The following is a 21,439-nucleotide window of genomic DNA, read 5'->3' on the forward strand; positions in this document are numbered from 1 at the left end:
CCTGATTTGGCCGAAGAGCCCGGCGCTTGACGTGCAAATGCAAACAATTATCAAATGCTGGCTTCGCCCGTTAGCTGACTGGGCGCTCTGTACGATGTCGGGCAGCCTTGATCTGTCACATTGCGAGTGTTTCAGCGGGCTCACCCCTTGGAAGGAAACCCTTTTATGCGCCTGAGTGCCAGTGCTATCGCGCTCGTTGTCGGACTGCTGGTCAACGCTGGGGCCCAGGCCTCTGAACTGCCACAACGTTGGGTCAGCGCCGGTGGTGCGTTGTCGGAATGGGTGACGGCCCTGGGCGGTGAGTCAAAGCTGGTGGGCGTGGATACCACCAGTCAGCATCCTGAATCCCTCAAGGCGTTGCCGAGCATTGGTTACCAGCGTCAGTTGTCGGCGGAGGGCATTCTGAGCCTGCGCCCGCAAATCCTGGTCGGTACGGAGGAAATGGGGCCGCCGCCGGTATTGGCGCAAATCCGCAATGCTGGTGTGAACGTGGAGCTGTTTTCGGCCGAGCCGGATCTGCCGACGCTGCAGGGCAACCTTCAGCATTTGGGCAAGCTGCTGGGCAGTGAAGCCAAAGCTGCGGAGCTGTTCAGCGACTATCAGCAACAACTGGATCAACAAAAGAACTGGGTGACCAAGGCCCAGGCCACGCAAAAAGCGCCTGGAGTGCTGTTGCTGCTGGGGCATGCCGGCGGCAAACCGCTGATCGCCGGCAAAGACACGGCGGCTGACTGGATGTTGCAGCAGGCCGGCGGCCATAACCTGGCAACCCACAATGGTTACAAACCGTTTTCCGTGGAGTCCCTGGCGGGTCTGAATCCTGAAGTGCTGGTGTTTGCCGATCGTGCCCTGACGGGGGATGCGGCCCGTACAGCATTGTTCAAGGAAAATCCGATCCTGGCGTCGACGCCGGCGGCCAAGAATGGACGCGTCTATGAACTGGACCCGACGCTGCTGGTGGGCGGGCTTGGGCCGCGCTTGCCGCAAAGCCTGGTGAAGCTGTCTGCCGGGTTCTATCCGTCCCAGGCTAAAACCGCCCCATGACCACTCTGGTTAAACCGCGAACCCTGTTTATCGGCTTGAGTCTGCTGTGTGTATTGGCGATCTGGCTGTCATTGGCCCTTGGGCCGGTCAGCTTGCCGTTGATGGACACGCTCCGGGCGGCGTTGCGCTTGTTGGGTGTGCCCATCGACGCGCACGGCCTGGAACAGGCGGAGTTGATCCTCGGGCAGATTCGACTGCCGCGTACGTTGCTGGGCCTGGCCGTCGGCGGGGTTCTGGCACTCTCCGGCGTTGCGATGCAGGGCCTGTTTCGTAATCCCTTGGCTGATCCTGGGTTGGTAGGGGTGTCCAGCGGCGCGGCGCTGGGCGCGGCGATTGCGATTGTCGGTGGTTCGTTTTTCGGCGGATTACCGGATGCCTTTGGGCCTTATCTGCTGTCGCTGTGTGCTTTCCTCGGTGGTCTGGGGGTAACCGCGCTGGTCTATCGTCTGGGGCGGCGCAACGGCCAAACCAATGTCGCGACCATGTTGCTGGCGGGGATCGCCCTGACGGCGCTCGCCAGTTCGGCGGTGGGCCTGTTCACCTACCTGGCGGATGACGCCACCTTGCGCACCCTGACGTTCTGGAACCTGGGCAGCCTGAATGGCGCCAGCTACTCGCGGTTATGGCCGCTGTTGCTGGTGAGCGCTGGCGTCGCCCTTTGGCTACCGCGCCGGGCCAAGGCGCTGAATGCACTCCTGCTGGGTGAGTCGGAAGCCAGCCACTTGGGCATTAATGTTGAAGGCCTCAAGCGCGAGCTGGTGTTCTGCACCGCGTTGGGCGTGGGCGCCGCGGTGGCGGCGGCGGGGATGATCGGCTTTGTCGGGTTGGTGGTGCCGCATCTGGTGCGCCTGCTGGCGGGGCCCGATCATCGGGTGCTGCTGCCAGCCTCGGTGTTGGCGGGGGCGAGTTTGCTGTTGTTTGCCGATCTGGTGGCGCGCCTGGCCTTGGCGCCGGCGGAATTACCTATCGGCATTGTTACCGCGTTTATCGGTGCGCCGTTTTTTCTCTACCTGTTGTTACGAGGGCGCGCCTGATGTTGCGAGTAGACGACCTGCAGATCCGCCGTGGGCGCAAAACCGTGTTGGCGGACGTCACCCTGGACCTGCTGCCAGGTGAAGTGCTCGGCGTGCTGGGCCCCAACGGTGCGGGAAAAAGTACATTGCTCGGTGCGTTATGCGGTGAGTTGCAGCCCGACCAAGGCCGTGTGTGGCTGGATGAGCGTGAGTTGAAAGACTGGGGCGGAGCGCAGCGTGCCCAGCGCCTGGCGGTGTTGCCGCAGACCTCGACCCTGGACTTTGCCTTTCGCGTCGAAGAGGTTGTGGGCATGGGTCGCTTGCCTCATCAGACTGGCCGGGTGCGTGACGATGAAATCATCAATGCTGCCTTGCAGGCTGCCGACGTCGGCCACTTGAGCGGGCGCAGCTACCTGGCGTTGTCGGGCGGCGAGCGGCAGCGTGTGCACCTCGCACGGGTGCTGGCGCAGCTCTGGCCAGGTGAGGCGGGGCAGACCTTGTTGCTGGATGAGCCGACGTCGATGCTTGATCCGTTGCACCAGCACACAACCTTGCAGGCGATCCGCACCTCTGCCGACCGTGGGGCGGCCGTGCTGGTGATCCTTCACGATCTGAACCTGGCGGCACGTTACTGCGATCGTATCCTGTTGTTGGAGGATGGACGACCCCATGCGTTGGATACGCCTGCGCAGGTGCTGAGGCCTGAGCCGCTGAAGGCGGTATTCGGGTTGGATGTGTTGGTGCAGCCGCATCCGGAGCGCGGCCATCCGTTGATCATTGCACGCTGAAATCGCCGCCGTTTTTCATAGGCAAAAAAAGACCCGGCAAGAGCCGGGTCAAATAACCGTGATTAGCCTGATGAGGAGATAATCTGAGAGTCCGAACCAATGGTCTTTCAGTTATCGGCTGATCTCGCGACCAGTTGTGATAATCATAACGATTCTCATTTGAGAGTCAACATTTGTTTTTGCGACCTTTTTGAATTTCCTCAAACATTCGTTTGGAATCCCCGGAAACGTGGGGGCAAGTTGCCGTCTCAATTCTTTTGGCGTGCCGAAAGAGCGTCCAGCTGACGGTTCAAAGCCTCCTTGCGTTCAGCGGGAATGTCATTCCAGTGCACATCCATCAGCGCGCCTTCAATGGCGTACAGCAATACCTTGGATGCCCTGAAGCCACGGGTGCGTACGGCACGGTACGCGTCTACAGCCCCCAGACGGCGTAAGTCGGACGCACTGTGGATGCCCACCGCATGCAGCCATTGTGCCGACGTCTTGCCAAGGTTTTTCAGGTGTTGCAGCTCATCATTCATCAAGCCTCCTTGCGACGGCCGAATGGTTCGGTGGGTATCGTGACCAGGCAAGCCTGAAAGGAGTGTAGCGCTCAGTAGGAAAAGCGTAGTTCTTTGGTCGGCAACGACCTAAAGCTTCTAAGGCAGGCGGGGATTTTGGCGTAGGAAAGGGTGAGGCCCCCGGTACGCCTTGGGCGTAACCGGGAGGCGATACAGCGCTTTTACCGTGTGCGGTAACGTAGGCGCGTGCCGAAATTGACGGACATCAGGATCTCGTCAGCGCTCAATTCAGGGGGGAAATAAGTGCCGGAGATCTGGGCATGCGCCAGGCTCGCGCCTTCCAGTGGGCAGTCACGCAAATCCAGGCCGCGCAAGTCGGCGGAGCGGAAATAAGCGTCGGTGAAATCCACGCCCTGGGCGTTCAGGTCGCGCAGGTCCAGGCCGCGAAAGTCCCCGCCGCGCATATCGATCGGACCGTCTTTCGGACGCTCCTGGTTGAAGCCGCGGATGTCATCTTTATGCAGAAGCGCGTACAGCGGGGTATCAAGTAGCTTCGGATGGCTCACAATGGCGACTCCCGTGTTGGAATTATGACGCCATTATAGTGCCACTATTGCTCAGCCGTGAGCCCCGGAAGGCTACACGACCAAGAAATATTTCTTACAGGCCCGGCAGACGTTGGCGGATATGTGCCACCAATGCGTCGAGGGTTCCGCTTTCATTGGTTTCCACGCGTTTGCTCAGCAGTAGCTCTTCAGCGCTGAGTGGGTCACGGGTGGCCTGCTGCTCTTCGATGATGGCCAGGGTGGCGTCGGACGGATCATTTTTGTCCGCCTGACGTTGTGCCAGCCAAGCGGCGATAACAGCCTGTGGCGCATTGCAGTCGAGGATCAGGAACGGTGCGCCGGTGGCCTCGGCGATCTTCGCCGCAGCGTCGCGTTGTTCACGCTTGAGGAATGTCGCGTCCAGTACCACCGGGAAACCTGCGCGCAGCACGGTGTCAGCGATCTCGTTCAAGCGCGCATAGGTGGCGGCGCTGGCGTCTGCGGCGTAGATCCCGGCCTGTGGGGTGTTCTCGACCTTCTGCTCACCGAACAGGCGCTTGCGCTCCACGTCCGAACGCAGGCGAATCGCCCCCAATGCTTCTACGAGGCGCATGGATACATGGCTTTTACCCACGGCCGATACGCCGTGGGTGATGGCCAGGAAGCGCGAAGGGATGGTGCTGTAGCTTTCCGCAAGGTTGGCGTAGTTGCGGTACTGGCGCAGGGTGGTAGCACGCTGCACGGCGTCCGCCTCGGAAGGCATGCTGAACAGCGCGACCTTGGCGCGTACCAGGGCGCGGTAGGCTTTATAGAAGTTCAGCACTTCCAGGCCTTGATAGTCGCCGGTCAGCTCCAGGTACTGGCTGATGAAGCGTCGCGCCAGGCTTTTGAGGCCACGGTCTTCCAAGTCCATCGCCAGGAAACCGGTGTCGGCATATACGTCGGTGAAGCGGAATGGCTCGTTGAACTCGATGCAGTCGAAGATCACCACGTGGCCATCAATCATCGTGGCGTTACCCAGGTGGATATCACCGTGGCATTCGCGGGTAAAGCCGTTGAGCTTGCGCTGTTCGAACAGATGCTTGAGGCGTTCGAAGCTGCTTTCGGCCCAGGCCTGCAAGGCATCCAGTTGAGCCAGGTCGGCTTTGTCGCTGAGGAACGGGCGGATCTGCTCGAAGTTCTGCAGCACCGGCGCCATGACGTCGTGCGGGGTGCCGGCGGAGTGGGTGGCCGGCACTTTCGGGGCGTTCAGGTGAAAGTGCGCGATCTGCCTGGCCATTTCGTCGATGTGCGCGTTGGTCAATTCGCCGTTGGCTTGCAAGGTGCTGAGCAGTTGGCTCTGCGGGAACTGGCGCATTTTCAGCACGTAGTCGACCACCGGCCCGTCGCCACCCAATTGCGGTGCTTCGGCGCTGCCGGTGATTGGCAACACTTCAAGATACAAATCATCGGTCAGGCGCTGGTTGAGGCGCAGCTCTTCATTGCAGAAGTGGCCCCGTGCTTTCAGGGTGGTGAAATCGAGGAAGCCGAAATTCACCGGTTTCTTCATCTTGTAGGCGTAGTCACCCGTGAGCAGGACCCAGGAAATATGGGTCTCGATGACTTGGAACTGATCCACCGGATGGGGAAACAGGGCCGGGTTTTGCAGGGCAGCAATCAGGGACTGGCTCACGGGCGATCCTTCAGAGTCTGGGAAAATTCATGGCGGGCATTATGGCGGCTACAGACGGTCATGCAAACCGCTGTCCGGCTCATGTTGGTCATCAATAAAGTGCGTATAATCCGCCGCCATGACTCGTACCCGATCTCCCCGTTCCCGTAAAAAACCTCCTTCCCGCGGCCTGCGCCCTTGGCTGGGCTGGGCGCTTAAGCTCGGCCTGGTAGGGCTTGTAGTGATCGCCGGCTTCGCGGTTTACCTCGATGCCGTGGTCCAGGAGAAGTTCTCCGGCAAGCGCTGGACCATTCCGGCCAAGGTATACGCGCGCCCGCTGGAACTGTTCACCGGCCAGAAGCTGAGCAAGGATGACTTCCTCACCGAACTCGATGCCCTGGGCTATCGCCGCGAACCCGTGAGCAACGGCCCCGGTGCCGCTGCCGTCTCCGGTAACACCGTCGACTTGAACACCCGCGGTTTCCAGTTCTATGAAGGCCTGGAAAAACCCCAGCCGGTGCGCGTGCGTTTCTCTGGCGACTATGTAGCTGAACTGTCCTCGCTCAACGGCTCGAAGCTGCCGGTGGTGCGCCTGGAACCCTTAATGATCGGTGGGATTTATCCGAAAAACCTGGAAGACCGCATCCTGATCAAGATCGATCAGGTACCGCCTTACCTGCTGGATACCCTGATTGCCGTAGAAGACCGGGATTTCTACAGCCACTGGGGCGTATCACCGAAGTCCATCGCTCGCGCCGTGTGGGTCAACACCTCCGGCGGCAAGATGACCCAGGGCGGCAGTACGCTGACGCAACAATTGGTCAAGAACTTCTACCTGACCAACGAACGCAGCCTGACCCGTAAGCTGACCGAAGCCATGATGGCGATGTTGCTGGAGCTGCATTACAGCAAGCAGGAAATTCTTGAGGCATACCTCAATGAAGTGTTCGTCGGGCAGGACGGCCAGCGTGCGGTGCACGGTTTCGGTCTGGCCAGCCAGTTCTTCTTCGGCCAGCCGTTGTCCGAGTTGAAACTGCATCAAGTGGCGCTGTTGGTGGGCATGGTCAAGGGGCCGTCCTACTACAACCCGCGTCGTAACCCGGAGCGCGCGCTTGAACGGCGCAACCTTGTACTTGATGTACTTGAGCAGCAAGGCGTCGCCACTCCTGAACAAGTCGCTGCCGCGAAGAAAATGCCACTGGGTGTGACCACCCGCGGCAAGCTTGCCGACAGCTCATTCCCAGGCTTCATCGACCTGGTCAAACGCCAGTTGCGTGAAGACTACCGTGACGAAGACTTGACCGAAGAAGGCCTGCGGATCTTCACCAGTTTCGACCCGATCCTGCAAATGAAGGCTGAAGCTTCGGTCAATGACACCTTCAAACGCTTGGCAGGCCGTAAAGGCTCTGACGACGTCGAGGCGGCGATGGTGGTGACCAACCCGGAAACCGGTGAGGTCCAGGCCATGATCGGCAGTCGCCAGGCCAGCTTTGCCGGGTTCAACCGGGCGCTGGACGCGGTGCGTCCGATCGGCTCGCTGGTCAAGCCGGCGGTATATCTGACTGCTTTGGAAAAACCGAGCAAGTACACGCTGACCAGTTGGCTGTCCGATGACCCGTTGTCGGTCAAAGGTGCCGATGGCCAGATGTGGACGCCGCATAACTTTGATCGTCGCTCCCACGGTACGATTTTCCTGTACCAGGGCCTGGCGCATTCCTACAACATCTCGACCTCCCGTCTTGGCCTTGAGCTGGGCGTGCCGAATGTTCTCAAGACACTCGGTCGGCTGGGCATCACTCGCGAGTTCCCTGCGTTCCCGTCGATGCTGTTGGGTGCGGGTGCAATGAGCCCGATGGAAGTGGCGACCATGTACCAGACCCTGGCCAACGGTGGTTTCAATACGCCGATGCGCGGGATCCGCAGCGTTTTGACGGCGGAAGGCGAACCGCTCAAGCGTTATCCGTTCCAGATTCAGCAGCGCTTTGACCCGGCTTCGATCTACCTGATCCAGAACGCCATGCAGCGCGTTATGCGTGAAGGTACCGGACGCTCGGCCTACAACGTGTTGCCGGCCAATCTGACACTGGCTGGCAAGAGTGGTACCAGTAACGATTCCCGGGACAGCTGGTTCGCTGGTTTCAGCCAGGACCTGCTGGCGGTGGTCTGGCTGGGGCGCGACGACAACGGCAAGACGCCGTTCACCGGTGCCACCGGCGCATTGCAGGTGTGGACCAGTTTCATGAAGAAGGCCGATCCACTGCCGCTGAACATGCCGCAGCCGGACAATATCGTTCAGGCCTGGATCGATCCGCATACCGGGCAGGGTTCCGATGCCAACTGTCCGGGCGCGGTGCAGATGCCGTATATTCGCGGCAGCGAACCGCCACCCGGTGCAGCGTGCGGTGCCAGTGCACCCGCGAGCGCTGAATCGGTGATGGATTGGGTCAAGGGCTGGATGAATTAAGCAAAGAGGGTTTCACGTGAACAAGTTGTTGATTCCAGCTATTACAGTTTTGGCATTGCTCGGTGGTTGCGCCAGCGTGGAGCGTGGCTCTATTCCGGTGGTGGATTCCAGTACAACGGTGTCCAACAACGACCGGATCTCGGCCAATGGCGGCTTCCGTCAAACCGTCACCAACCGCCCAGCCCAGGCTAAGGCGCAAGCCGTGCCTCAGGATTCGGGCGTCGTGGTGATGATCCCGGGCGCCGGCGCAGCGACCTCGGCACCGATCAGTACTCAGCCGTGGACTCCAGGCCCGAGCACCTCGGGCCCGGCGGACTCTGCGCCGATTCAAACGGCGCCAATCAATCAGGGCACCTACAACATGCCGTCGACGCCAAGCGGGATTCCGTCCGCCAGCAGCGCCGGTGGCTTGTCGGCCGATGAGCAGTTGGACGGCCCGGTTCTGGCGTTGCTGACTACTGCTCAACAACAGCAGTCGGGTGGCGACTTGAACGGCGCATCGTCGAGCCTCGAACGCGCCCAGCGCGTAGCGCCTCGCGAGCCACAAGTGCTTTACCGCCTGGCTCAGGTGCGCATGGCCCAAGGCGATGCCCCGCAAGCAGAACAATTTGCCCGCCGTGGCCTGACCCTGGCCAATGGCCGTCCTGATCTGCAGGCCAGCCTGTGGAGCTTGATCGGTGACGCCCGTGAGAAGCAGGGCGATGCTGCCGGTGCAGCCCAGGCTCGGCAAAAAGCCAAGGTAAGCCTCTGATGGATGCACGCTTTCCGGCGATTGCCGTACAGTTGTTGTTGATCGAGCGCGAGCTGCGCTTGCAGGGCTGGTGGGACGAAGTGTCCCCCAGTGCTGAAGCCTTGAGCAGCGTTGAACCCTTTTCCGTTGACACCCTGGACTTTCACCAGTGGCTGCAATGGATTTTCCTGACACGGATGAAGCAGATCCTTGAGCAGGACCTGCCATTGCCCAATGCGTCGGGGATTCTGGAAATGGCCGAGATGGTTTACGCCGATCGTCCGCTCGAGAGCCTTGGCCTACGGACTGCGCTGAAAAAGTTCGATCAACTGATCGTCGACGCTCGTTAATTGCCTGGCTGCCGGTTTTTCCGGCAGTCTTGCGCATATTTCTACCGCTTTGCGCCATTCAGGCGAGTTTTATCCCTCCTCAAGCCGCTTTCTTCTACGTTCTCATGCGCTTAGTTGGAAAAAAGCGCAATTATTGCTTGACTTGGAGAGGCTGAAACAGAAGAATCCAAAGTCCGCTGTAGAGGGACTGCCAGAAGCAGACCCACTCAGCAGATCATGAGGCGCACACCCGCGCCGACCTGTTACACCCGCAACGCGTTACCTCGCGCTGGGTGGGAAAATCCCGCAACACTTGGGACGCTCCCAATACTTGCTCAGTCAGTGCTGACGTAGTCGGCGACCACCGTCGCTCATGCTCTGCTGAGAAGTAAACCTATTAAGACCCGTCGGTTTTTAACGGACGGTATTCTGGCGTTTTAGAGGTGAACAACGTGGAGCTTTTATCTGGCGGTGAGATGCTCGTCCGCTTTTTGCGTGACGAAGGCGTCGACTATATCTACGGGTACCCAGGCGGTGCTCTGCTGCATGTCTACGACGCACTGTTCAAGGAACCGGCTGTTACCCACATCCTGGTTCGCCACGAACAAGCTGCTACCCATATGGCTGACGGTTACGCCCGTGCCACCGGTAAAGCCGGTGTAGTTCTGGTGACTTCCGGCCCTGGCGCGACCAATGCCATCACCGGCATCGCGACGGCTTATATGGACTCCATCCCGATGGTGATCATTTCCGGCCAGGTGGCGAGCACCATGGTTGGTACCGACGCATTCCAGGAAACCGACATGATCGGTATCTCCCGGCCGATCGTGAAACACAGCTTCATGATCAAGCATGCCTCGGAAATCCCGGAAGTCATGAAGAAGGCGTTCTACCTCGCACAGTCCGGTCGCCCGGGTCCTGTGGTGGTCGATATCCCGAAAGACATGACCAACCCGGCGGAAAAATTCGAATACATCTTCCCGAAGAAAGCCAAGCTGCGTTCCTACAGCCCGGCCGTTCGCGGGCACTCGGGGCAAATCCGCAAGGCGGCAGAAATGCTGTTGGCGGCCAAGCGCCCGGTGCTCTACTCGGGTGGTGGCGTGATTCTGGGCGGCGGTTCTGCACCGCTGACCGAACTGGCCAAGATGCTCAACCTGCCAGTCACCAATACCTTGATGGGCCTCGGCGCATTCCCGGGTTCGGACCGTCAGTTCGTCGGTATGCTCGGCATGCACGGCAGCTACACCGCCAACCTGGCCATGCACCATGCTGACGTGATCCTCGCCGTCGGTGCGCGGTTCGATGACCGGGTGATCAACGGCGCGAGCAAGTTTTGCCCGAATGCCAAGATCATCCACATCGATATCGACCCGGCATCCATCTCCAAGACCATCAAGGCCGACGTGCCTATCGTAGGTCCTGTGGAAAGCGTGCTGACCGAAATGGTCGCTGCGCTGAAGGAAATCGGCGAAGCCCCGAACAAGGACTCCGTTGCCAGTTGGTGGAAGCAGATCGACGAGTGGCGCGGTGATCGCGGCCTGTTCCCTTACGACAAGGGCGACGGCAGCGTCATCAAGCCACAGACCGTGATCGAAACCCTGTGCGAAGTGACCAAGGGCGATGCCTTTGTGACCTCCGACGTCGGCCAGCACCAGATGTTCGCGGCGCAGTACTACAAGTTCGACAAGCCTAACCGCTGGATCAACTCCGGTGGCCTGGGCACGATGGGCTTCGGTTTCCCTGCGGCCATGGGTGTGAAGCTGAGCTTCCCGGACACCGACGTTGCCTGCGTCACCGGCGAAGGCAGTATCCAGATGAACATCCAGGAACTGTCGACCTGCCTGCAATATGGTTTGCCGGTGAAGATCGTCTGCCTGAACAACGGCGTACTGGGCATGGTTCGCCAGTGGCAGGACATGAGCTACGGCAGCCGTCACTCCCATTCCTACATGGAGTCTCTGCCGGACTTCGTCAAATTGGTTGAAGCCTATGGCCATGTCGGTATGCGCATCACCGATTTGAAGGATTTGAAGCCGATGATGGAAGAGGCGTTCGCCATGAAGGACCGCCTGGTGTTCCTTGATATTCAGGTCGACACCAGCGAGCACGTCTATCCGATGCAGATCAAAGACGGCTCCATGCGCGATATGTGGCTGAACAAGACGGAGCGTACCTAATCATGCGGCACATTATCTCCCTGCTTCTGGAGAACGAACCGGGCGCTCTGTCACGTGTGGTCGGACTGTTTTCGCAACGCAACTACAACATCGAAAGCCTGACCGTGGCGCCGACCGAAGACCCGACCTTGTCGCGTCTGACCTTGACCACCGTTGGCCATGATGAGGTGATCGAGCAGATCACCAAAAACCTCAACAAGCTGATCGAAGTGGTCAAGCTGGTCGACTTGTCGGAGAGTGCCCACATCGAGCGTGAGCTGATGCTGGTCAAGGTCAAGGCCACGGGTGCACAACGGGCCGAGATCAAGCGCACTACCGACATTTATCGCGGGCAGATCGTCGATGTGAGCGCCAGCGTTTATACCGTTCAACTGACCGGTACAAGCGACAAGCTGGACAGCTTCATCCAGTCGATCGGGACGGCCTCGATTCTGGAAACTGTACGCAGTGGCGTCACCGGGATTGCTCGTGGCGACAAAGTACTCAGCATCTAACTCAAATTTAGCGAATGGCCTTAAACGGCCTGGATATATAGAGGAACCTCATGAAAGTTTATTACGATAAAGATTGTGACCTGTCGATCATCCAGGGCAAAAAAGTCGCCATCATCGGCTACGGTTCCCAGGGCCACGCTCAAGCGTGCAACCTGAAAGATTCCGGCGTTGACGTGACTGTCGGCCTGCGTAAAGGCTCGGCCACTGTTGCCAAGGCTGAAGCTCACGGCCTGAAAGTGACTGACGTTGCTTCCGCTGTTGCTGCTGCCGACCTGGTCATGATCCTGACCCCGGACGAATTCCAGTCCGCGCTGTACAAGAACGAAATTGAGCCGAACATCAAGAAAGGCGCCACCCTGGCCTTCTCCCACGGCTTCGCGATCCACTACAACCAGGTTGTGCCACGCGCTGACCTCGACGTGATCATGATCGCTCCGAAAGCACCGGGCCACACCGTGCGTTCCGAGTTTGTCAAAGGCGGCGGCATCCCTGACCTGATCGCGATCTACCAGGACGCCTCGGGCAACGCCAAAAACGTTGCACTGTCCTACGCTGCTGGCGTTGGTGGCGGTCGTACCGGCATCATCGAAACCACCTTCAAGGACGAGACTGAAACCGACCTGTTCGGCGAGCAAGCCGTTCTGTGCGGCGGTACCGTTGAACTGGTCAAAGCCGGTTTCGAAACCCTGGTTGAAGCTGGCTACGCGCCAGAAATGGCCTACTTCGAATGCTTGCACGAACTGAAGCTGATCGTTGACCTCATGTACGAAGGCGGTATCGCCAACATGAACTACTCGATCTCCAACAATGCCGAATACGGCGAGTACGTGACTGGCCCGGAAGTGATCAACGCCGAGTCCCGTCAGGCCATGCGCAACGCCCTGAAACGTATTCAGGACGGCGAATACGCCAAAATGTTCATCAGCGAAGGTGCAACCGGCTACCCTTCGATGACCGCCAAGCGTCGTAACAACGCCGCTCACGGTATCGAAATCATCGGCGAGCAACTGCGCTCCATGATGCCGTGGATCGGTGCCAACAAGATCGTCGACAAAGCCAAAAACTAAGTCGTACGTATCAAGGGAAAACGCGGCTTAGGCCGCGTTTTTTCGTTTGCGGGGCAGGTTCTGGTATAAAGCTGCATCGTTTGCGGGCGAACACTCGCCGCAAGTTTCTGTCGAAATTTTTCACACCGTTGCAAGGTAAAGTCCATGAGCGAACGTCCCGAAGAGCCAAACCAGGCCTCTGACGCCGAAAGCCTGCTACCGATCGATGAACATGTCGAAGAAGGGCACGATGCTGAAGGCCGTAAAGTCCGGCATCGTGGCATCTATCTTCTGCCCAATCTGTTTACCACTGCGAACCTGTTCGCGGGGTTCTACTCCATCATCAATTCCATGAGCGCCCAGAGTGCATTGGCGGCCGGCGATGCTGCCGGGGCCAGCAAGTACTTTGGTTTCGCCGCAATTGCTATCTTCGTTGCCATGGTCCTTGATGGCCTGGATGGGCGTGTGGCGCGTATGACCAACACCCAGAGTGCCTTCGGTGCCGAGTACGACTCGCTGTCGGACATGGTTGCCTTTGGTGTGGCGCCGGCGTTGCTCGCATTCGCCTGGGCGCTGGGTGACATGGGCAAAGTCGGCTGGATGGTCGCCTTCATCTATGTGGCTGGCGCGGCATTGCGTCTGGCGCGCTTCAATACTCAGGTAGGGACCGCCGACAAGCGCTACTTCATTGGCTTGGCCAGCCCGGCTGCGGCGGGTGTGGTAGCCGGTATTGTCTGGGCATTCAGCGACTACGGTATCCAGGGCTCGAAGATGTCATTCCTGGTGGCCTTGATGGTCGCGGCGGCCGGCATGCTGATGGTCAGCAACATCAAGTACAACAGCTTCAAGGAGCTGGACCTCAAGGGGCGCGTGCCGTTTGTGGCCATCCTGGCAGTGGTGCTGGTGTTCGCCGTGGTCTTCAGTGACCCGCCGCGAATCCTGCTGTTGGCGTTCCTCGTCTATGCCGCGTCCGGCCCGGTGCAGTACTTGCTGCATCTTCGTCAGCGCAAAACGTTGCCTTAATGTAATTTCCCCCATACTCCGCAGTCTATTGGTGCATCTGTCCTCCAAAGCTGCGGAGTTGCCATGTTAATCAAGTTCCCCAAAGCGTCTGATTGCAAAGAATCGGACGTCACGCCTGAATCCCTCTATTTCTCTCGCCGCAGCTTGCTCGGTGGTGCGCTTGCCGGCCTTGCTGCCAGCAGCCTGCCGCGTTGGGCCCGTGCGGATGATGCTGCGCGTTACGCGGATGTCGAACCGGGCAAGGCGCCTGGATGGTTTGCCGAAAAGCTGCCAGGTACGAAATGGCAGGCGGTAACCGTCAAGGATGAGGCGATCACTCCGTTCAAGGATGCGACCCATTACAACAACTTCTATGAGTTTGGTACGGATAAGGGCGATCCGGCGGCGAATGCCGGGTCTCTGAAGACTGAGCCGTGGAGCGTGGTGATCGATGGTGAGGTCGCCAAGCCCGGGCGTTACGCGCTTGAAGACTTCATGAAGCCGTATCAGTTGGAAGAGCGAATCTATCGACTGCGCTGCGTAGAGGCGTGGTCGATGGTGATTCCGTGGATGGGTTTCCCTATTTCGGAATTGCTCAAGCACGTCGAGCCGACCTCCAAGGCCAAATACATCCGCTTTGAAACCCTGCAGGATCCCAAGAGCATGCCGGGGCAGCGCTCCAACTTCGCTTTGATCGACTGGCCTTATGTAGAAGGGCTACGACTGGATGAGGCGATGAATCCCCTGGCGATTCTGGCGGTAGGGATGTATGGGCGGGAATTGCCAAATCAGAATGGTGCCCCGTTGCGGTTGGTGGTGCCATGGAAGTATGGATTCAAGAGCGTGAAGTCGATCGTGCGCATCAGCCTCGTCAGCGAACAGCCGAAAACCACCTGGCAAAGCATTGCGGCGAGTGAGTATGGGTTTTATGCGAACGTGAATCCTACCGTCGACCATCCGCGCTGGACTCAGGCGCGGGAGCGGCGTTTGCCCAGTGGGCTGTTCAGTCCCAATGTGCGTGAGACGCAAATGTTCAACGGCTACTCCGATGAAGTTGCCTCTCTATATACGGGCCTTGATCTGCGGAAGAACTATTGATGCGCTACCCGGTGTGGCGCATAAGCGTCTTTATAGCAGCGGCGGTGTGGCCGCTGTTCTGGTTGTACGAGGCCTGGAGTTTTGCTTTGGGGCCTGACCCGGGGAAGGTGCTGATGGATCGGCTCGGGCTTGGGACCCTGATTCTACTGCTGATCACTCTGTGCATGACGCCGCTGCAGAAACTCAGTGGTTGGGCGGGGTGGATTGCTGTGCGACGGCAGCTGGGGCTGTGGTGCTTTGCGTATGTGGTTTTGCATCTTGCTGCTTACTGTGTGTTTATCCTTGGGTTGGATTGGTCGCAGTTGGGTGTCGAGCTGCGGAAGCGGCCTTACATTATTGTGGGTACCTTAGGGTTCCTTTCTCTATTAGTGCTGGCAGTCACCTCAAACCGCTACAGTCAGCGTCGCCTTGGGGCACGCTGGAAGAAACTGCATCGTTTGGTTTACGTGATTCTCGGGCTTGGTTTGCTGCACATGTTGTGGATCGTACGGGCTGATCTAAAGGAATGGGCTATCTATGCATCCATAGGAGCGCTGCTTCTAGTGCTGCGTGTGCCGCCTGTAATGCGCCGGATTCCCCGTCTTATTGCTAAAAAACCATCTTCTGCAACAAAAGCGTAATTAACCCTTGACGGCAGATTCTGGAAGTCTATAATTCGCCCCACTTCCGGCGCAGTCGAAACGGAAAACTCCTTGGTAAACAAAGGGTTATGTAGGTTTCGACAGCGAGCTGCTTCAGATCATCGAGGCCCAGAAGGAGTTAGTAAGGCAGTGTTGTTTAGCTCTATTAACGGTTCGATCTTCTCGGTCGAAAGCGGAGAAAAAGAGGTGTTGACAGCAGCGTGTAACGCTGTAGAATTCGCCTCCCGCTAACGAGAGATCGGAAGCGCAAGTGGTTGAAGTTACAAAGGAAACTTTGAAAACTTCTTAAAAAAACCGCTTGACAGCAACAGGGGCTGCTGTAGAATGCGCGCCTCGGTTGAGACGAAAGATCTTAACCAACCGCTCTTTAACAACTGAATCAAGCAATTCGTGTGGGTGCTTGTGGAGTCAGACTGATAGTCAACAAGATTATCAGCATCACAAGTTACTCCGCGAGAAATCAAAGATGTAACCAACGATTGCTGAGCCAAGTTTAGGGTTTCTTAAAAACCCAAAGATGTTTGAACTGAAGAGTTTGATCATGGCTCAGATTGAACGCTGGCGGCAGGCCTAACACATGCAAGTCGAGCGGTAGAGAGAAGCTTGCTTCTCTTGAGAGCGGCGGACGGGTGAGTAATGCCTAGGAATCTGCCTGGTAGTGGGGGATAACGTTCGGAAACGGACGCTAATACCGCATACGTCCTACGGGAGAAAGCAGGGGACCTTCGGGCCTTGCGCTATCAGATGAGCCTAGGTCGGATTAGCTAGTTGGTGGGGTAATGGCTCACCAAGGCGACGATCCGTAACTGGTCTGAGAGGATGATCAGTCACACTGGAACTGAGACACGGTCCAGACTCCTACGGGAGGCAGCAGTGGGGAATATTGGACAATGGGCGAAAGCCTGATCCAGCCATGCCGCGTGTGTGAAGAAGGTCTTCGGATTGTAAAGCACTTTAAGTTGGGAGGAAGGGCAGTAAATTAATACTTTGCTGTTTTGACGTTACCGACAGAATAAGCACCGGCTAACTCTGTGCCAGCAGCCGCGGTAATACAGAGGGTGCAAGCGTTAATCGGAATTACTGGGCGTAAAGCGCGCGTAGGTGGTTCGTTAAGTTGGATGTGAAATCCCCGGGCTCAACCTGGGAACTGCATTCAAAACTGACGAGCTAGAGTATGGTAGAGGGTGGTGGAATTTCCTGTGTAGCGGTGAAATGCGTAGATATAGGAAGGAACACCAGTGGCGAAGGCGACCACCTGGACTGATACTGACACTGAGGTGCGAAAGCGTGGGGAGCAAACAGGATTAGATACCCTGGTAGTCCACGCCGTAAACGATGTCAACTAGCCGTTGGGAGCCTTGAGCTCTTAGTGGCGCAGCTAACGCATTAAGTTGACCGCCTGGGGAGTACGGCCGCAAGGTTAAAACTCAAATGAATTGACGGGGGCCCGCACAAGCGGTGGAGCATGTGGTTTAATTCGAAGCAACGCGAAGAACCTTACCAGGCCTTGACATCCAATGAACTTTCTAGAGATAGATTGGTGCCTTCGGGAACATTGAGACAGGTGCTGCATGGCTGTCGTCAGCTCGTGTCGTGAGATGTTGGGTTAAGTCCCGTAACGAGCGCAACCCTTGTCCTTAGTTACCAGCACGTAATGGTGGGCACTCTAAGGAGACTGCCGGTGACAAACCGGAGGAAGGTGGGGATGACGTCAAGTCATCATGGCCCTTACGGCCTGGGCTACACACGTGCTACAATGGTCGGTACAGAGGGTTGCCAAGCCGCGAGGTGGAGCTAATCCCAGAAAACCGATCGTAGTCCGGATCGCAGTCTGCAACTCGACTGCGTGAAGTCGGAATCGCTAGTAATCGCGAATCAGAATGTCGCGGTGAATACGTTCCCGGGCCTTGTACACACCGCCCGTCACACCATGGGAGTGGGTTGCACCAGAAGTAGCTAGTCTAACCTTCGGGAGGACGGTTACCACGGTGTGATTCATGACTGGGGTGAAGTCGTAACAAGGTAGCCGTAGGGGAACCTGCGGCTGGATCACCTCCTTAATCGACGACATCAGCTGCTCCATAAGTTCCCACACGAATTGCTTGATTCATTGAAGAAGACGATAAGAAGCAGCCCGAAATTGGGTCTGTAGCTCAGTTGGTTAGAGCGCACCCCTGATAAGGGTGAGGTCGGCAGTTCGAATCTGCCCAGACCCACCAATTTTGTGTGGGAAACGCCTGTAGAAATACGGGGCCATAGCTCAGCTGGGAGAGCGCCTGCCTTGCACGCAGGAGGTCAACGGTTCGATCCCGTTTGGCTCCACCACTACTGCTTCTACGTTATGAAAGCTTAGAAATGAGCATTCCATTGTTATGATGGTGAATGTTGATTTCTAGTCTTTGATTAGATCGTTCTTTAAAAATTTGGGTATGTGATAGAAAGATAGACTGAGCGTTACTTTCACTGGTAACGGATCAGGCTAAGGTAAAATTTGTGAGTTGCTCTTTATGAGCAAGAATCGAATTTTCGGCGAATGTCGTCTTCACAGTATAACCAGATTGCTTGGGGTTATATGGTCAAGTGAAGAAGCGCATACGGTGGATGCCTTGGCAGTCAGAGGCGATGAAAGACGTGGTAGCCTGCGAAAAGCTTCGGGGAGTCGGCAAACAGACTTTGATCCGGAGATGTCTGAATGGGGGAACCCAGCCATCATAAGATGGTTACCTTACACTGAATACATAGGTGTATGGAGCGAACCAGGGGAACTGAAACATCTAAGTACCCTGAGGAAAAGAAATCAACCGAGATTCCCTTAGTAGTGGCGAGCGAACGGGGACTAGCCCTTAAGTGGCTTTGAGATTAGCGGAACGCTCTGGAAAGTGCGGCCATAGTGGGTGATAGCCCTGTACGCGAAAATCTCTTAGTCATGAAATCGAGTAGGACGGAGCACGAGAAACTTTGTCTGAATATGGGGGGACCATCCTCCAAGGCTAAATACTACTGACTGACCGATAGTGAACTAGTACCGTGAGGGAAAGGCGAAAAGAACCCCGGAGAGGGGAGTGAAATAGATCCTGAAACCGTATGCGTACAAGCAGTGGGAGCAGACTTTGTTCTGTGACTGCGTACCTTTTGTATAATGGGTCAGCGACTTATTTTCAGTGGCGAGCTTAACCGAATAGGGGAGGCGTAGCGAAAGCGAGTCTTAATAGGGCGTCTAGTCGCTGGGAATAGACCCGAAACCGGGCGATCTATCCATGGGCAGGTTGAAGGTTGGGTAACACTAACTGGAGGACCGAACCGACTACCGTTGAAAAGTTAGCGGATGACCTGTGGATCGGAGTGAAAGGCTAATCAAGCTCGGAGATAGCTGGTTCTCCTCGAAAGCTATTTAGGTAGCGCCTCATGTATCACTGTAGGGGGTAGAGCACTGTTTCGGCTAGGGGGTCATCCCGACTTACCAAACCGATGCAAACTCCGAATACCTACAAGTGCCGAGCATGGGAGACACACGGCGGGTGCTAACGTCCGTCGTGAAAAGGGAAACAACCCAGACCGTCAGCTAAGGTCCCAAAGTTATGGTTAAGTGGGAAACGATGTGGGAAGGCTTAGACAGCTAGGAGGTTGGCTTAGAAGCAGCCACCCTTTAAAGAAAGCGTAATAGCTCACTAGTCGAGTCGGCCTGCGCGGAAGATGTAACGGGGCTCAAACCATACACCGAAGCTACGGGTATCACCTTCGGGTGATGCGGTAGAGGAGCGTTCTGTAAGCCTGTGAAGGTGAGTTGAGAAGCTTGCTGGAGGTATCAGAAGTGCGAATGCTGACATGAGTAACGATAATGGGTGTGAAAAACACCCACGCCGAAAGACCAAGGTTTCCTGCGCAACGTTAATCGACGCAGGGTTAGTCGGTCCCTAAGGCGAGGCTGAAAAGCGTAGTCGATGGAAAACAGGTTAATATTCCTGTACTTCTGGTTATTGCGATGGAGGGACGGAGAAGGCTAGGCCAGCTTGGCGTTGGTTGTCCAAGTTTAAGGTGGTAGGCTGGAATCTTAGGTAAATCCGGGATTCTAAGGCCGAGAGCTGATGACGAGTTATCTTTTAGATGACGAAGTGGTTGATGCCATGCTTCCAAGAAAAGCTTCTAAGCTTCAGGTAACCAGGAACCGTACCCCAAACCGACACAGGTGGTTGGGTAGAGAATACCAAGGCGCTTGAGAGAACTCGGGTGAAGGAACTAGGCAAAATGGCACCGTAACTTCGGGAGAAGGTGCGCCGGTGAGGGTGAAGGACTTGCTCCGTAAGCTCATGCCGGTCGAAGATACCAGGCCGCTGCGACTGTTTATTAAAAACACAGCACTCTGCAAACACGAAAGTGGACGTATAGGGTGTGACGCCTGCCCGGTGCCGGAAGGTTAATTGATGGGGTTAGCTAACGCGAAGCTCTTGATCGAAGCCCCGGTAAACGGCGGCCGTAACTATAACGGTCCTAAGGTAGCGAAATTCCTTGTCGGGTAAGTTCCGACCTGCACGAATGGCGTAACGATGGCGGCGCTGTCTCCACCCGAGACTCAGTGAAATTGAAATCGCTGTGAAGATGCAGTGTATCCGCGGCTAGACGGAAAGACCCCGTGAACCTTTACTATAGCTTTGCACTGGACTTTGAATTTGCTTGTGTAGGATAGGTGGGAGGCTTTGAAGCGTGGACGCCAGTTCGCGTGGAGCCAACCTTGAAATACCACCCTGGCAACTTTGAGGTTCTAACTCAGGTCCGTTATCCGGATCGAGGACAGTGTATGGTGGGTAGTTTGACTGGGGCGGTCTCCTCCTAAAGAGTAACGGAGGAGTACGAAGGTGCGCTCAGACCGGTCGGAAATCGGTCGTAGAGTATAAAGGCAAAAGCGCGCTTGACTGCGAGACAGACACGTCGAGCAGGTACGAAAGTAGGTCTTAGTGATCCGGTGGTTCTGTATGGAAGGGCCATCGCTCAACGGATAAAAGGTACTCCGGGGATAACAGGCTGATACCGCCCAAGAGTTCATATCGACGGCGGTGTTTGGCACCTCGATGTCGGCTCATCACATCCTGGGGCTGAAGCCGGTCCCAAGGGTATGGCTGTTCGCCATTTAAAGTGGTACGCGAGCTGGGTTTAGAACGTCGTGAGACAGTTCGGTCCCTATCTGCCGTGGACGTTTGAGATTTGAGAGGGGCTGCTCCTAGTACGAGAGGACCGGAGTGGACGAACCTCTGGTGTTCCGGTTGTCACGCCAGTGGCATTGCCGGGTAGCTATGTTCGGAATAGATAACCGCTGAAAGCATCTAAGCGGGAAACTAGCCTCAAGATGAGATCTCACTGGAACCTTGAGTTCCCTGAAGGGCCGTCGAAGACTACGACGTTGATAGGTTGGGTGTGTAAGCGCTGTGAGGCGTTGAGCTAACCAATACTAATTGCCCGTGAGGCTTGACCATATAACACCCAAGCAATTTGCAGGCTTCGAGCTGAAAAGCGAAAGAGCACCAGATTGCGGTGTGTGAAGACGAAACGAACCGAAAGTTCGAGAGACTCACAAACACCGAAAGCTATCACATACCCAATTTGCTGAAGCGAGGCCAGCTGGTCACGACTCAGTACCCGAATTTCTTGACGACCATAGAGCATTGGAACCACCTGATCCCATCCCGAACTCAGCAGTGAAACGATGCATCGCCGATGGTAGTGTGGGGTTTCCCCATGTGAGAGTAGGTCATCGTCAAGATTAAATTCCAAAACCCCTGATTGCTAACGCAATCAGGGGTTTTGTTTTGGGCGGTCGAAAACTTTCCCGACATGCTCGATATACAGCGGCACCCCGACAAATTTGCACAGTTATTTCTGAACCAGAACACTAGAATAGGCACCTAACCTTTTTTAGAGTCCG

At 56.7% G+C, this 21,439-nt stretch carries 15 protein-coding genes, 2 tRNA genes and 3 rRNA genes; 17 read left to right on the forward strand and 3 right to left on the reverse strand.

The window, feature by feature from the left end; all coding sequences use genetic code 11:
* The first annotated feature begins 165 nt into the window (after positions 1 to 165).
* Genes ACUN0G_RS03110 through ACUN0G_RS03120 form a run of 3 tightly spaced genes read left to right on the forward strand, consistent with a single transcriptional unit; the run spans position 166 to position 2,845 of the window.
* Entirely contained in the window at positions 166 to 1,044 is an 879-nt protein-coding gene (locus tag ACUN0G_RS03110; protein ID WP_421524262.1) for a heme/hemin ABC transporter substrate-binding protein, read from the forward strand.
* On the forward strand, positions 1,041 to 2,078 hold the full coding sequence (locus ACUN0G_RS03115) for a FecCD family ABC transporter permease (protein WP_258343638.1): 1,038 nt from the start codon (positions 1,041 to 1,043) through the stop codon (positions 2,076 to 2,078). The genes ACUN0G_RS03110 and ACUN0G_RS03115 overlap by 4 nt, the downstream gene beginning before the upstream one ends.
* Complete coding sequence (locus ACUN0G_RS03120) at positions 2,078 to 2,845, forward strand: heme ABC transporter ATP-binding protein (protein ID WP_445572663.1); 768 nt, start codon at positions 2,078 to 2,080, stop codon at positions 2,843 to 2,845. The genes ACUN0G_RS03115 and ACUN0G_RS03120 overlap by 1 nt, the downstream gene beginning before the upstream one ends.
* Positions 2,846 to 3,093: 248 nt before the next feature.
* On the opposite strand, the gene ACUN0G_RS03125 is transcribed toward ACUN0G_RS03120, so the two are convergent.
* The 3 genes from ACUN0G_RS03125 to ACUN0G_RS03135 form a co-directional block, all read right to left on the reverse strand.
* On the reverse strand, positions 3,094 to 3,366 hold the full coding sequence (locus tag ACUN0G_RS03125; protein ID WP_010206563.1) for a TfoX/Sxy family protein: 273 nt from the start codon (positions 3,364 to 3,366) through the stop codon (positions 3,094 to 3,096).
* Positions 3,367 to 3,566: 200 nt separating this feature from the next.
* Positions 3,567 to 3,911: a pentapeptide repeat-containing protein gene (locus ACUN0G_RS03130; RefSeq protein WP_258343641.1), complete on the reverse strand. Its 345-nt coding sequence runs from the start codon at positions 3,909 to 3,911 to the stop codon at positions 3,567 to 3,569.
* A 94-nt stretch (positions 3,912 to 4,005) separates the two neighbouring features.
* Entirely contained in the window at positions 4,006 to 5,562 is a 1,557-nt protein-coding gene (locus tag ACUN0G_RS03135; RefSeq protein WP_445572664.1) for a bifunctional aminoglycoside phosphotransferase/ATP-binding protein, read from the reverse strand.
* A gap of 118 nt (positions 5,563 to 5,680) precedes the next feature.
* Here ACUN0G_RS03135 and mrcB point away from each other — a divergent pair, with 118 nt between their 5' ends.
* From mrcB to rrf, 14 genes are all read left to right on the forward strand, one after another.
* The gene (gene mrcB, locus ACUN0G_RS03140) at positions 5,681 to 8,005 is read left to right on the forward strand and encodes a penicillin-binding protein 1B (RefSeq protein ID WP_063033193.1); all 2,325 of its coding nucleotides are present in this window, start codon (positions 5,681 to 5,683) and stop codon (positions 8,003 to 8,005) included.
* A 16-nt stretch (positions 8,006 to 8,021) separates the two neighbouring features.
* Positions 8,022 to 8,756: a tetratricopeptide repeat protein gene (locus tag ACUN0G_RS03145; protein ID WP_258343643.1), complete on the forward strand. Its 735-nt coding sequence runs from the start codon at positions 8,022 to 8,024 to the stop codon at positions 8,754 to 8,756.
* Entirely contained in the window at positions 8,756 to 9,085 is a 330-nt protein-coding gene (locus ACUN0G_RS03150; protein ID WP_445572665.1) for a YqcC family protein, read from the forward strand. The genes ACUN0G_RS03145 and ACUN0G_RS03150 overlap by 1 nt, the downstream gene beginning before the upstream one ends.
* 431 nt (positions 9,086 to 9,516) lie before the next feature.
* Positions 9,517 to 11,241 carry an acetolactate synthase 3 large subunit gene (locus ACUN0G_RS03155; protein WP_003212127.1) on the forward strand — a complete coding sequence of 575 codons (1,725 nt, stop codon included), beginning with the start codon at positions 9,517 to 9,519 and terminating at the stop codon, positions 11,239 to 11,241.
* A 2-nt stretch (positions 11,242 to 11,243) separates the two neighbouring features.
* Positions 11,244 to 11,735 (forward strand): acetolactate synthase small subunit, encoded by a 492-nt coding sequence (gene ilvN, locus ACUN0G_RS03160; RefSeq protein WP_003176102.1) that lies wholly within the window; start codon positions 11,244 to 11,246, stop codon positions 11,733 to 11,735.
* 50 nt (positions 11,736 to 11,785) lie between these two features.
* A complete protein-coding gene (gene ilvC / locus ACUN0G_RS03165; protein ID WP_003212125.1) occupies positions 11,786 to 12,802 on the forward strand; it encodes a ketol-acid reductoisomerase in 1,017 nt (338 codons plus the stop codon).
* 144 nt (positions 12,803 to 12,946) lie between these two features.
* Positions 12,947 to 13,804: a CDP-diacylglycerol--serine O-phosphatidyltransferase gene (pssA, locus tag ACUN0G_RS03170; protein WP_003212123.1), complete on the forward strand. Its 858-nt coding sequence runs from the start codon at positions 12,947 to 12,949 to the stop codon at positions 13,802 to 13,804.
* A gap of 63 nt (positions 13,805 to 13,867) precedes the next feature.
* The gene (gene msrP, locus ACUN0G_RS03175; RefSeq protein WP_445572666.1) at positions 13,868 to 14,881 is read left to right on the forward strand and encodes a protein-methionine-sulfoxide reductase catalytic subunit MsrP; all 1,014 of its coding nucleotides are present in this window, start codon (positions 13,868 to 13,870) and stop codon (positions 14,879 to 14,881) included.
* Entirely contained in the window at positions 14,881 to 15,501 is a 621-nt protein-coding gene (gene msrQ / locus ACUN0G_RS03180; RefSeq protein WP_445572667.1) for a protein-methionine-sulfoxide reductase heme-binding subunit MsrQ, read from the forward strand. The genes msrP and msrQ overlap by 1 nt, the downstream gene beginning before the upstream one ends.
* 544 nt (positions 15,502 to 16,045) lie before the next feature.
* Positions 16,046 to 17,582, forward strand: a 16S ribosomal RNA gene (locus ACUN0G_RS03185).
* An 82-nt stretch (positions 17,583 to 17,664) separates the two neighbouring features.
* Positions 17,665 to 17,741, forward strand: a tRNA-Ile gene (locus ACUN0G_RS03190).
* Between the two features lie 30 nt (positions 17,742 to 17,771).
* Positions 17,772 to 17,847 (forward strand) — tRNA-Ala (locus tag ACUN0G_RS03195).
* 249 nt (positions 17,848 to 18,096) lie between these two features.
* Positions 18,097 to 20,990: ribosomal RNA gene (locus ACUN0G_RS03200) — 23S ribosomal RNA — on the forward strand.
* Between the two features lie 171 nt (positions 20,991 to 21,161).
* Positions 21,162 to 21,277, forward strand: a 5S ribosomal RNA gene (gene rrf, locus ACUN0G_RS03205).
* The 16S, 23S and 5S rRNA genes sit together here with 2 tRNA genes alongside, the layout of an rRNA operon.
* The last annotated feature ends 162 nt before the right edge of the window (positions 21,278 to 21,439 follow it).

It is taken from the genome of Pseudomonas sp. 32A (assembly GCF_052682255.1).